The following is a 13,488-nucleotide window of genomic DNA, read 5'->3' on the forward strand; positions in this document are numbered from 1 at the left end:
GCAAACCCTCTCTGTCATATGTGTTTCTTTGCTACTTTTTCCCTCATTGGTATTGATCACTATTCAATTAATTTCAATTATCATAGCTATATTTCAATAGCTTGTCAAGACTAATCATCTGTATCCAATATTAAGGTGACAGGGCCATCATTGATCAGTGACACTTCCATGTGTTCACCAAATTTCCCTTCTTCTACTTCTATACCTAACTGTCTAATCCGATCATTAAATTGCTGGTATAATTCAAGTGCTTGGTCTGGCTTAGCCGCTTGCATAAAGTTAGGCCGTCTGCCTTTCCTTGTATCTCCATATAATGTAAATTGAGAGATGGATAAAATTTTACCATGGACATCTTTAAGTGAAAGGTTCATTTTCTCCTGATCATCTTCAAATACTCGCAGGTTAATGATTTTCTCTGCTAAATAGTTCACATCTGTTTCGGTGTCTTTTGTCGATACTCCAAGTAGAACGACTAGTCCATCTTGGATCTCGCCTGTCCGTTCTCCGTTGACATCGACAGCACCACTCGTCACACGTTGAATTATAGCTCGCATTACTTTTACCCCTTTATCCATCAAAATCCATTAGTGAATCAGTCGCTGAACGGCAAAAACATCTCGGATCTTTTTAATACGTTCGACGATTCGTCGTAAATGCTCTAAATTGTGAATTAAAATGGTTAAGTTAATCGTTGCAATCTTATTCTTGTCTGATTTTCCATTCACATGCGTAATGGAAGTATTCGTCTCATTGACAGCTTGTAAAATTTCATTTAAGAAGCCACTACGATCATAACCGGTAATTTCCAAGTCTACATGATAACTTTGTTGACGCTGGCTGTTTCGTTCCCATTCCACATCGATCAAACGTGTTTCATCTTCATTGGAAATGTTTGGACAATCGGCACGGTGCACGGAGACTCCTCTTCCTTTTGTAATATAGCCGACAATTTCATCCCCTGGAACAGGGTTACAACATTTCGATAGACGGATAAGCAAATTATCGAGTCCGCGCACAATGACACCAGATGTAGAGGCTTTCCGTTTTTGTGGAGAGACTTCATTTTGAAGATTTTCAAGCGTCTGTTCCAAATTGACTTCTTTTTCTTTTCGGCGAATTTTTTCAGTTATTCGATTGGCTACTTGAAGGGCCGTTACACCTTGGTAACCCACTGCTGCATACAAGTCATTCTCATGTTGAAAATGAAACCGATCTAATGCCAACTGAATATTTTCTTCCGTCAATACTTCTTTTGGTTGGAGATCCATATTCTTAATCTCTTTTTCTACCAACTCACGTCCACGTTGAACATTTTCTTCTTTCCGTTGTCTTTTGAAAAATTGTTTAATTTTATTTTTAGCTTGAGTTGTCTTCGTTATTTTCAACCAATCTTCAGAAGGCCCATACGAATGTTTGGAAGTCATGATCTCGATAATGTCGCCCGTTTTCAATTGATAATCAAGCGGTACGATTTTCCCATTTACTTTGGCACCAACCGTTTTGTTCCCAACCTCAGTATGGATTCGATAAGCAAAATCCAACGGTACGGAGCCACTCGGTAACTCGATGACATCTCCTTTTGGTGTAAAAATATAGACCATGTCTGAGAAGAAATCGAACTTGAGTGATTCCATGAATTCCTCTGCATCTCTCGTTTCATTTTGCCATTCCAGGATTTCTCGGAACCATGCTAGTTGTTTTGACATATCTTTTGGGGCATCGTTCTCTGCTTTTCCTTCTTTGTAAGCCCAATGTGCCGCAATTCCATATTCAGCAATCTCGTGCATTTCAGAAGTTCTGATTTGGACTTCTAACGGATCACCTTCCGGACCGATTACCGTTGTATGAAGTGATTGATAAAGATTTGGTTTCGGCATGGCAATATAATCTTTAAATCGTCCAGGCATTGGTTTCCAAAGCGTGTGAATAACCCCTAATACGGCATAGCATTCTTTAATATTTCTCACGATAATTCGCACAGCGAGCAAATCATAGATTTCGTTAAAATCTTTCTTTTGAATGGCCATTTTCCGGTAAATGCTATACAAGTGTTTTGGTCTACCGGATATTTCTGCCTCTATGTTAATTTCGCCTAATTGCTCATTAATTTCTCCAATAACCGTATCAATGTATTGTTCACGTTCACTTCTTTTTTGCTTCATCAGTTGAACAATTCGGTAATATTGTTGCGGATTCATGTAGCGAAGCGCCGTATCCTCAAGTTCCCATTTTATGGTTGAAATTCAGAGTCGGTGAGCCAATGGCGCGAAGATTTCTAAGGTTTCATTTGCGATTCTCCGCTGTTTTTCCTCCGGCAAAAATGATAATGTGCGCATATTATGTAGTCGGTCGGCAAGCTTAAATTAAAATCACGCGAATATCTTTCGCCATCGCGATAAACATTTTTCGGTGATTTTCTGCTTGTTGTTCTTGCTTAGATTTATATTTGATTTTCCCTAGTTTCGTAACTCCATCAACCAATTGAGCCACTTCTTCACTGAAAGCTTCTTTTAAATCATTATAAGTGATTTCGGTATCTTCGATTACATCATGAAGAAATCCGCCTGCGATCGTTGCCGGATCCATCTTTAGATCAATTAAAATATCTGCCACTTGAATTGGGTGTAAAATATATTCTTGACCGGACTTTCTAATTTGACCTTCATGGGCTTTGGCTGCATATTCATAGGCACGCTGAAGAAAAGCCACGTGTTCTTCATTCATATAATGACTGGCTCTTTCTATCACTTGATCGATTGTTCGTATACTGTGTTTAGACATATACAACCACCTAGCTGCTTCCTTTTCTTTTTTTCCATTATTCATAAATAAATGGCATATGTAAAGAGAAACACTTCTTTTTGTGCGTTTCACACGCCCCGTTGTAGATTTTTCGCAATTATTAATTGCTCTGTTCGTTCACTCAATTGAGTGGATATAATTAAAAAAGAGTTGGCTGACCCTTTCGAAGAGTCAGCCGATCAGCTTATTCATATGTCATTAACGGTAAAATGTCATAGCCTTTCAACTTGTCACGGCCATTTAAATAGGCTAACTCAATCAAAAAGGCACACCCTACAACTTCTCCACCTAACTCTTCCACTAATTGAATCGTCGCCTCGACTGTCCCTCCAGTGGCCAATAAATCATCTACTACTAAGACTTTTTGCCCTGGCTTAATGGCATCCTTATGAATTGTCAAAACGTCTTTTCCATATTCCAATCCATAGTCTACCTTAACAGTCTCTCTTGGAAGTTTTCCTTCTTTTCTCACGGGTGCAAACCCAATTTCAAGTGCGTAAGAGACTGGGCATCCAACAATGAATCCTCTAGCTTCAGGACCTACTACAAGTTCGGCTCCTACTTTTTTGGCATACTCGACAATCTCGTCCACTGCTGATTTAAATGCTTTCCCATCATCCATCAATGTGGTGATATCTTTAAATTGAATTCCTTCTTTTGGCCAGTCTTCAACGATTGTTATATGTTTTTTATAATCCATGTAAGACTACTCCTTCCTTCCCTTGGCGACCGCGTCTCATGGAAATCCACTCTTTCAATTCTTTGTAGTTTGAGTAATATAGCGTTTTTTCCATTTTTATTCGGTTTAACCGTTGTTGATAAGTAACTGATTCACTTAATTGTTTAGGTTTTGTTTGATCGAGATAATAAATGTCACCATCTACTATATTAACAAAATCTAGATCAAAAAACACTTGGAGCATAAAATCCAATTCGTCTTCACTGACTTTTTTCGCTTCTGCCAGCAATTGACGTTGTTGATATTCAATAATTTGATGTTCTTTAATAGTGATAAATAGGTCTTTGAATGCTTCTCTTGATGGAAATCGTTCAAAGTATGATGACCGTTCGATTTGATAGCATACGTACAGTGTGTGAAATGAAAGACGCCCTAATACGTTTTCCAATTCTTCTAGTGTATTTGGTAAATCATGAATCAGTAGATGCTTATGTTCTTCTAAGTAGTGCAGATCAGTCGTGTTTTCAACGTGAAATGCTGAAAAATTCATTTCTTTTGGTTTGTTTTCACGTTGAAAATAGATAACCGCCAGCTCATCCGGTGAAACCGAAGAGGGTAAGTTAAACTTTTTTCCACGGAAGTCAAAGAGCTGCCATTCTTTGCATCGTACATCTTTTAACAATACCTGTAATTTCCGATTACCATTCCACTCATTGATCTGTACTTCACCAGCTAAATCAATCTTACTTCCAGTACTTAACCGATCAACGACATCTCCAATCTGAAAACCTACAGCTTCAATCCGCTTACCACCAGCGTTCCCAGATAACTTCAAATGATTACTCTTCGCACCGATTTTACGTAACTCTTTAATTTCCACATCATTGATTTGAAACACTGGCCGATTATTATTCATGCCAAACGGTGCTAGCATTTCAACTAATTCCGGAAAATCCATGTCAACTTCTTCCCAATCGATCACTTCTTCTATTTGAAGTGTCGGGTGGAAATCAGCGGGTGTTAACTCACTCTCAGCTTGCTGATTAAGTTCTCGTCTCAATTCATCAATGTCTTCTGTACGTACGGTCATGCCTGCCGCTTGCGGGTGACCTCCAAAATGAACAAATAAATGCTTCAGTTCCATGCCATGTTTGAAAATATCAAAAGCAGGAATGCTTCTGGCGCTTCCTTTAGCTACTTGTTGTGTATTATCGATGCTTAACATCAGTGTCGGACGATGGTATTTATTGATGATTCGAGAAGCAACAATACCTAGCACTCCAGGATTCCAGTCCTCTTTTGCAATGACCAAAATCTGGTCATCTGAATAATTTGTCTCAATCATTTCATCTGCTTCTTCAAAAATCTGCTGAACAAGCTTCTGTCTTTCCTTATTAATTTGATCGATCTCTAGCGCCATTTCAGCGGCCAACACGGCATCTTTCTCCAATAACAGATCGACAGCCAATCCTGCGTCTTGTAATCGACCGACAGCATTTAACCGCGGACCAATGACAAATCCAATGTTTTCAGTTGTCATCGCACCAGTTAATTTACCAATATTTTTCAAGGCCATCAATCCGGGTAACTTCGTGTGAGTCAATGCTTTTAATCCTTCCCTCACAATCACCCGATTTTCGCCAATCATCGGTACCAAGTCTGCTACCGTACCAATTGAAGCCAGAGCTAGATAATCATCGTCCAATTTTCCAGTCAATGCGTGTGCCAATTTTAAGGCTACACCTGCTCCCGCCAAATCATTAAATGGGTATTGGTTCGATAATTTTGGATGGATCATTGCGACAGATTCAGGTAACTCATCTTGCTCTTCGTGGTGGTCTGTGATGATTAAATCCATCCCTAGCTCAATTGCTAGTTTCGCTTCTTCAGGGGCAGCAATACCGTTATCGACCGTGATAATCAAACTGACGCCATGCGCTTTGATTGCTTGAAAAGCTAGTTCATTCGGTCCATATCCTTCTGTAAAACGGTTCGGGATATAATAGTCTACATCTGCACCCATATTTCTTAAAGTTGAAACTAGAATAGCAGTAGAAGTCACACCATCTGCATCATAGTCTCCGTAGATCATGACTTTTTCCTTTGTTTGAATTGCTTTATGAATTCGTTTCACTGCTGTATCCATCTCTTCAAACAAAAATGGATCATGCATTTGTTTTTTCGTTGGATAAAGAAAAGTTTCTGCCTCTTCTTTACTATGTATCTTTCTCTTCGCCAACATGCGGTTGACAATCGGAGATGGATGAATCTGTGTTGGTTCATCAATCAGCTGATCGTTCACCAACCAATTCATTTTGCTCTCAAGCATAATAAAAACACCCCTAACGTATCTATTATACTAGAGGTCATTAGGGGTAGCAATAAAGATTAATGCCAATCCTTCTTCTGTTCATTTTCCGAATCTTCACCTTGTTGTTGATCTATTTTTTGGTCACCTTCGTAACTGGTATCATGATTTTCTTCAATCATTGATGTTTCTTCTTGTTCCAAGAGAGATTCATTTTCTTTTTTCAGCTGTCTGATCTCTTTTTTTAATTGATAAAATTTAGCATACGTCACGCTTGCAACAGCTAAGCAACCGAGTAAAGCAGACAATAATATAACAAGTATTAAAGGTGCGTCCGTCTGCACAAACAAGAAATCCACTTGCACCGGTTCAACATTAATTACAGCAAAGACCGCAATAATCAAGGCAAATAATAAAGTTAATATAATCCATGTTTGTTGCTTCATCATGGTCCCTCCTCTTCGCTTTTGTGCATTGTTCTTTATTTACCCGGTAAGTATGTGTGTTATTCGTTTGCTTTTATGATTACTCGGCTAATCACCAACCACTTCTGTGTGATGCTCACTTTAGTCAGTAAAAGTTACAAAAAGACCCGAACGGATGATAAAAGCATGTTCGGGTCTAAAACTTGCTATTTTGTTTTAAACTTGAGGGCCACCGGATGGTTTTTTCTTCTTTTGAATAATTGGATTGGACTCAATATTTTTTCCTCTCCATACTAACCATAGCTGAGCCGCCAAGAACAAGGATGAATACGTTCCTGCAATCAAACCAACGATTAAGGCAAAGGAGAAGTAAGTGATGGCTTGAGCACCAAAGATAAACAGCATGACCGCTGCAAACACAACAGTAATTACTGTGTTAAAGCTACGCGTCAACGTCTGCATCAAGCTTTTATTAACGACGTGAGCTAACTGCTTGAATGACTTGACTCGTTTTTCAAGACTCAAATTCTCCCTAATCCGATCAAACGTAACAATCGTATCATTGATGGAATAACCGACAATAGTTAAGATCGCTGCAATAATCGTAATATCAAACTCAAACTGGAAAATACTGAATAACGCCAAGATAAAGAATGCATCATGCAGTAATGCGATAATCGCCGTTATCGCAAATATCAATTCAAATCGGATGGCGACATAGATCACAATACCAATTGAAGCAATCAATACGGCATAAACGGCATTTTTGGCCAGCTCTTGTCCCACCTGAGGTGAAACGGTACTGACACTCGGTTGGTTTCCGTATAGTTCTTGAAAATGATTGTTGACTTCAGCAATCTCATCTTGTGAAAGTACTTTGTCAAAACGGACCATCGCCATTTCTTCGTTGTCCCCAGCAAGTACTAGTTGTTTTGGTTCATGTCCGAGTTCCTCAAACTCTGTACGGACCTCTTCCACTGTCAATTGGTTTTCAGCCATGACTTGAATTCTTGAACCACTTTCAAAATCGACTCCTAAGTTCAATCGCATCGTTGCCAAAAATATGGCTCCAACAATAATCAACAGAATTGACGTGCTGAAATAAATTTTACGGTGTTTCACAAAATCAAATGCTTTACCTAAGAAAGTCGGCTTGACTTCTTCCCCTTTACTAATATCCATGATTTCTTTTGGATTGACACCTAACCATCTTGGCTTATTGTTCAAGGCTTTACTTTTAATCCACAAATTCATCAATAACCTTGTACCATAAACAGCCGTAATGAAACTTAGTAATATACTGATGATTAACATCGTAGCAAAGCCTTTGACAGAGCTCGTACCAAAGATAAATAAAACAATTGCTGCTAAAATTGTTGTAATGTTCGCATCCAAAATCGTAGTAAATGAACGCTTATTACCAGCTTTTGCCGCTGAAGCGACGGTTTTTCCTGCCCGCAATTCTTCCTTCAGCCGTTCATACGTGATGATATTCGCATCGACAGCCATACCAACACCTAAAACGAGAGCGGCAATGCCCGGAAGCGTCAGTACACCATTGATTAGATTAAAGACGAGCAAAATCAAATAGATATACGCACTAAGTGAAATAACTGCGATAACACCTAGGAAACGGTAAACAATGATCATAAACACAAATATTAGAATAACCCCAAGAATTCCGGCAAAAACGGTTTTGTCGAAGGCTTGTTCACCAAATTGAGCCCCGACAGCGACAGAATAAACTTCTGTTAATTCTGCTGGTAATGAACCGGCGTTTAGCATATCCGCTAAATTTTTGGCTTCTTCAACGGTAAACGATCCGTCAATTTGAACATTTGTTCCAGGAATTGGATTACTTACACTAGGTGCTGAAATAAATTTCGGGTCTTCTTTCCCGTATTCTTCAGCAAAGGAGTCCCCTTCTTGATAGTCCAGCCAAATAACAATTAAATTTTGTGGATAAGGAACCTCGGCGGTTGGTCTACTCGGTAATTGAGAAACCTCACGCGTTAACTCTTCAAAGTTTTCGTATTCACTATTTGAAAAGTTTCTTTTCGTTTCTAATGTGACAATTGGTTGGTTAAATTCGTTAAAGTTTTGCTGTGCACTACCCTCAACCAGTTCTGAGCCGCCAAAATAAAACTCATCTTCTACACTTCGAAAAGACAAACTAGCCGTTGTCGAAAGTATTTCTCTTGCCTCATTTTGGTCACTCACACCAGCCAGTTGAACGCGTATCCGATTTTCACCTTCGATATCAATAACTGGTTCATTGACACCTAGTATATCCACCCGCTTATACAGGCTTTGTACAACAGCTTCCATCATTTGGTTATTTACTTCTTGATCGTCATCAATCGGTTCAACTTCATAAAGAATTTCAAACCCGCCTTGTAGGTCGAGACCAAGTGGAATATCTTTCGTAATTCCTTGGGTTGTCGTTCCGATTATTCCTCCTAAAAGTAGAACAATTAGAAAGAAGGCAATAATTCTGCCTTTTCTTTTCATATGTAAGACTCCTTCCTTGTTAACGTTGCTTCTGTTCGTTCATTTAACCGATTTATTTTAGACCTTCCTCAGTCGCAACTTCTAATGCCCCAATCTGTTGGAACAAATCATCATTATTTGCTTGCTTTTGCGCTTCGACAGTCAAATAACTCATATAGGTACTGCCGCTCAAATGCAAAATATCCTGTATAACTTGATGAAGCCTTAAGCGTTTTTCTTTTTTCCACACCTTTGCTAAGAGGCATGCCCAGGTTTCTTCCGCATTGACTCCATCATAGCCTAACAATTTTAGTTCATCTACTTTACTTTGTAAAACTTCACACGTTTCATTTCGCCATTCATCAACATGTCGAGTATAGTGATCCAATCGTTCGACGCCCCTGTCTATTTTGAATTGCAGTCCAATTAATAAAGGCTTAAGTAATTGACATCTTAAAGACTTGTCATGACTTGTACCTATTGAAGCATATAAATTATTGTACCTAAAATTTATTCATTTGAGAAGGCAGGGCCTATGAGATGTCCAAACAAACTTTTATTAAAGGTGCATTGATTTTAATTGTCGCGGGTATGATCAGCCGCTTACTTGGCTTTGTCAATCGCATGGTCATGGCCAGGTTATTAGGAGAGGAAGGCGTCGGAATCTACATGCTGACAGTTCCGGCATTATTATTGATGATTACATTATCCCAAGTAGGTATTCCGGTGGCCGTTTCTAAATTAGTCTCTGAAGCTGTTGCAATCAATGACAGAAAACGAATCAAAAAAATTCTTTATAGTTCATTTACCATTACAGTCAGTTTAAGTATTGTATTGACTATCTTTTTCGCCCTCTTCATTCCTGTCATTGCAGAGAGATTATTATTAGATGAACGGACATTATTACCGATGCTTGTGATGAGTCCGATTATAATCATCATTGCAATTTCGTCTGTATTACGTGGATATTTTCAAGGATTACAGAACATGAAGCCTCAAGCCTTTGCACAAGTCATCGAACAAGTCATTCGAATTGTACTCGTCGTCATCATGATTAAACTACTCTTGCCTTTTGGATTGGCTCATGCAGCAGCCGGTGCTATGGGGTCTGCTGTTCTTGGTGAACTCGCTTCATTAGCTTATATTTTTTATTGTTTTAAACGATCGCAGAAAAGAAGACAATTAACCGTTTCACGCTATCCATTCCGTTCATTGAAAAATACATATGTGAATATATTCCAAATTGCTTTGCCGACAGCAGGGAGCCGGATGATTGGCTCAATTACTTATTTCTTTGAACCCATTCTTGTGTCACAGAGTTTATTTATCGCAGGATATACCGTCTCACAAAGCACTTCTCTTTATGGGCAACTAACCGGCTTTGTCATGCCGCTTCTATTATTACCGACTTTTATCACCCACTCATTATCTGTCGCTTTAATTCCATCGGTTAGTGAATCAAACGCCTTAAAGCATCATCGAACCGTTCATTTTCGAATTACTCAAGCATTACGGCTATCCTTTGTATCTGGCGGACTGGCGACCATCTTATTTATGTTATTGTCTGCAAGTTTACTTCAACTGATCTATGGAACGAATAATGGTGCCGAATTTTTGAAGTTTATGGCTCCGTTTTTTATACTGTTGTATTTTCAAGCGCCACTCCAAGCTGCTCTTCAAGCGTTGAATTATGCCAAACATGCGATGATTAATAGCCTGATTGGTGCAATGGTTAAATTATCTGTTTTATGGTTACTCGCGACCAATCCGAATTTTGGTATCGATGGTGTCATTCTTTCGGTCGTTGTAGGGATATTGGTGGTTACGTTGTTGCACTTTGCTGCTTTATATCGTCTGATTCGATTCAAATTACCTGTTTCATTGATCATTCGAATGGGTTTTCTACTTACCCTCTTGTATATCGTTGGGAATTGGATCATCACAAACCATTCTTTTACATCTGACTTTCAATTAATTTTAGTTGTCTCGGTTAGTTTGGGAATCATGTATCTGATTGGTTTACTAATTATGAAGTTAGTGACCATAGAGGAGTGGAGACAACTCTTTCAAAGAAACTCAAAGTAAATGATCGTTGACTAGTTGCAGTTAAGAGACTAGGAACTGTTTTGAATGCTGCTAATCGGGGGTGGAGCTCAATTTTGAGCTCTACCCTTTTGGTGTTTCTGATTGAAGATAGCGCTCTAGGGTGCTCTATCTGCGATTAGAGCGCTTCTATTCAAAGATGGCACGAAGGATGGACACTTTATCTGTGATTAGCGTGCTTCTTTTGTAGAAGTTTACCAAGCTAGCTTCAGTAATAAACGTTGGTGTTTTTAGGTAGCTGTTTGCCTTCCTACTACCGTATTAATTGCCTCTGCTTCTTAACAAATTAAGAATGTCTTAAGCGCTGACTATTCAATATCAACGTTTATCACACAAAAAAACACCGACCGAAGTCAGTGCCTCTCCATTCGTCTAGCCATTTTGTTTTGAAGTAAATAACCGATTGCAGAAATTCCATCACCTAAAAATATCTTACGTATAGATAAATGGATGATAAAATCATCGATATCAATACGACTAGCATTCCGTAAGCCATAAACGTTATAAAACGAATCTTTATCTGGTGTGTGCTAGCTATTCCGGCAACGACGACATTGGCGGATGCTCCTAATAATGATCCATTCCCGCCGAGGCATGCGCCAAGTGCCAATGCCCACCACATCGAATCTGTTGCGACCACTCCATACTGTTCAAATTCAAACAAAACCGGGATCATCGCAGCGACATAGGGAATGTTGTCTAAGAATCCAGATAGCAAACCAGCTGACCATAAAATATACATGGACGATGTCATCGGTTCGCCACCTGTAATGTCCAAAAAGCTCTCTGCCATCCGATCAATCAAGCCGACCTCTTCCAAACCACCGACGAGCACAAACAGCCCAATGAAAAAAAACAATGTTGTCCATTCCATTTTTTCAAAAACCGTTTCAGTCATTTTATCTTTTTCCGATAAGAGTAATAATAATAAGGCTGAACAAAATGCAATCGTCGTCAGTTCAATATGTAAATACCCATGGAAGGTAAAACCAACGATTGTTAAACCTAATATAATAAGTGATTGATACAATAAGGGTGATTTTTTCAGTACATCTGTCGGTTTGATCTTTTCCATAGAGGCTGGGGCAGTTTGTGGCCGCAATTGTTTACGAAACAAAAATAATAATAGTGCCATGACAACAGTGAAGATGATGAGAATAATGGGCCCTAGATGAACAATAAATGAAATAAAGGTAAATCGTTCAACCGCTTGTCCGATCATAATATTCGGTGGATCACCAATCATGGTTGCTGTCCCACCAACATTTGAGAGGATAATCACCATGATCAAGTAGGGTACAGCAGGTAGATTTAATTGCTTCGTCATATTGATGATGACAGGTACAAGTAGCAAGACGGTCGTGACATTGTCCAACAACGCGGAACCGATTGCTGTCATCACTCCGATCCACAAAAACAGAGGAACCGGTTTTCCATTGACCTTTTGAATCATCCAAATCGATATAAACTCAAACACACCTGTTTTCTGTGTAATTGATATCAATACCATCATGGAAAATAATAAGACAATTGTACTCCAATCAACATAAGTCGATAACGCTTCGTCTACACTGAAAATATTGAACAAAATAAGAATTGCAGCTCCACTCAAAGCGACGAGTGCGCGGTTGATTTGATCCCAAAGCAAAAAAATATAACTGATAATGAATACAACTAACGTGATCACTAGTTCCATATCCTTGTCCCCTTTAGTCTCTCTTATCAAATAAGTACGTCTTTTTATAAGGAAACATGCATAATTTATAGCAATAGTCTTAATACAAAGGGGGACAAAGCATAATGAATAATCGATTACGTGGTATCTTATATGGAATTGCATCTATTCTAGTTCTTATGTTTTTCTGCAGTTTGATCATTGCTATGTTTGTGAAATTTACAGATTTATCAAGCACGACGTTAACATGGACAACCTTTATCGCGAGTATTCTCGTTTTGATGATTGGTGGATTTATCGCTGGTAGAAAAACGTTTCATAAAGGATGGCTAACAGGCCTTTTAACCGGGGCTATCTATGTGTTTGGGGTCATGTTTTATCAATTTCTAGCTTACGATTACTGGCTTGCTGATCGTCAAGCAACCTATTTTCTTATTTTCCTCATCGCTGCCATTACGGGGAGTATGTTTGGTGTGAATTTCTCTAAAAATGAAAGTTAAATGTTCTACTGACTTTCCTAAAAAGCGGTACTTAATCATAAGTTGGAGGCTGGGAAGAATCTTTGAAGTTGAGTCAGATTGAAACATTTTGGCAAAAAATACTTGCTTCGGAAACATACTGCCGCATTCAATTACTCAGAGCAAAGTAAGGCCTTTGGAAAGATTGGCTTTCGAATGAGTTAGAGAATGCATGTAAAAAAGAGCACTAACCGAGTAGACTTTTCAATTCGGTTGGTGCCGGTTTTTTTATGTAAGACAAGAAACGGATGATGGCAGGCATATTTGCGGATTAACACTGAAGGTTTGCGAATTAACGCTGAAGCTCCGCTAATTAACACTGAAGATTCGCTAATTAACACTGAAGCCTTGCGATTTAACCCTGAAGATCCACAATTTAACACTGAAGCCCTGCAAATTAACACTGAAGCCCCACAAATTAACACTGAAGGCCCGCAGATTAACACTGAGATCCACAATTTAACACTGAAGCTCCACAAATTAACACT

Annotated in this window: 10 protein-coding genes, 1 pseudogene and 1 other annotated feature (1 of these 12 cut by a window edge); of the genes and pseudogenes, 3 read left to right on the forward strand and 8 right to left on the reverse strand. The window is 38.9% G+C overall.

Annotation, left to right across the window (positions count from 1 at the left end; all coding sequences use genetic code 11):
* Positions 1-56: a binding site (T-box leader), on the reverse strand; it reaches 168 nt to the left of the window's first position.
* A 54-nt stretch (positions 57-110) separates the two neighbouring features.
* From dtd to FPQ10_RS03760, 7 genes and pseudogenes are all read right to left on the reverse strand, one after another.
* Complete coding sequence (gene dtd, locus FPQ10_RS03730) at positions 111-554, reverse strand: D-aminoacyl-tRNA deacylase (protein ID WP_144160499.1); 444 nt, start codon at positions 552-554, stop codon at positions 111-113.
* A gap of 30 nt (positions 555-584) precedes the next feature.
* Positions 585-2,781: pseudogene (locus tag FPQ10_RS03735) on the reverse strand (RelA/SpoT family protein).
* Positions 2,782-2,986: 205 nt separating this feature from the next.
* Entirely contained in the window at positions 2,987-3,502 is a 516-nt protein-coding gene (locus tag FPQ10_RS03740; protein ID WP_144160503.1) for an adenine phosphoribosyltransferase, read from the reverse strand.
* Complete coding sequence (recJ, locus tag FPQ10_RS03745) at positions 3,492-5,810, reverse strand: single-stranded-DNA-specific exonuclease RecJ (protein ID WP_144160506.1); 2,319 nt, start codon at positions 5,808-5,810, stop codon at positions 3,492-3,494. The genes FPQ10_RS03740 and recJ overlap by 11 nt, the downstream gene beginning before the upstream one ends.
* 59 nt (positions 5,811-5,869) lie before the next feature.
* Positions 5,870-6,235 (reverse strand): LapA family protein, encoded by a 366-nt coding sequence (locus FPQ10_RS03750; protein ID WP_144160509.1) that lies wholly within the window; start codon positions 6,233-6,235, stop codon positions 5,870-5,872.
* 195 nt (positions 6,236-6,430) lie between these two features.
* Positions 6,431-8,725 carry a protein translocase subunit SecDF gene (secDF, locus tag FPQ10_RS03755; protein WP_144160512.1) on the reverse strand — a complete coding sequence of 765 codons (2,295 nt, stop codon included), beginning with the start codon at positions 8,723-8,725 and terminating at the stop codon, positions 6,431-6,433.
* 52 nt (positions 8,726-8,777) lie between these two features.
* Positions 8,778-9,092, reverse strand: coding sequence for a post-transcriptional regulator (locus FPQ10_RS03760; RefSeq protein WP_144160515.1), 315 nt, complete (start codon positions 9,090-9,092; stop codon positions 8,778-8,780).
* 152 nt (positions 9,093-9,244) lie between these two features.
* Here FPQ10_RS03760 and spoVB point away from each other — a divergent pair, with 152 nt between their 5' ends.
* Positions 9,245-10,789: a stage V sporulation protein B gene (gene spoVB / locus FPQ10_RS03765; RefSeq protein WP_144160518.1), complete on the forward strand. Its 1,545-nt coding sequence runs from the start codon at positions 9,245-9,247 to the stop codon at positions 10,787-10,789.
* Positions 10,790-11,228: 439 nt separating this feature from the next.
* On the opposite strand, the gene FPQ10_RS03770 is transcribed toward spoVB, so the two are convergent.
* A complete protein-coding gene (locus FPQ10_RS03770) occupies positions 11,229-12,503 on the reverse strand; it encodes an ArsB/NhaD family transporter (RefSeq protein ID WP_144160521.1) in 1,275 nt (424 codons plus the stop codon).
* A gap of 104 nt (positions 12,504-12,607) precedes the next feature.
* Here FPQ10_RS03770 and FPQ10_RS03775 point away from each other — a divergent pair, with 104 nt between their 5' ends.
* Both FPQ10_RS03775 and FPQ10_RS13175 read left to right on the forward strand, forming a co-directional pair.
* Positions 12,608-12,982, forward strand: a complete 375-nt coding sequence (locus tag FPQ10_RS03775; protein ID WP_144160524.1) for a TIGR04086 family membrane protein — start codon at positions 12,608-12,610, stop codon at positions 12,980-12,982.
* Between the two features lie 282 nt (positions 12,983-13,264).
* Positions 13,265-13,488, forward strand: a 224-nt coding sequence (locus FPQ10_RS13175) for a hypothetical protein (RefSeq protein WP_222103049.1), incomplete at its 3' end; no start/stop codon positions are given.

This window comes from Allobacillus sp. SKP2-8 (genome assembly GCF_007559355.1).
Lineage (GTDB): Bacteria > Bacillota > Bacilli > Bacillales > Alkalibacillaceae > Allobacillus > Allobacillus halotolerans.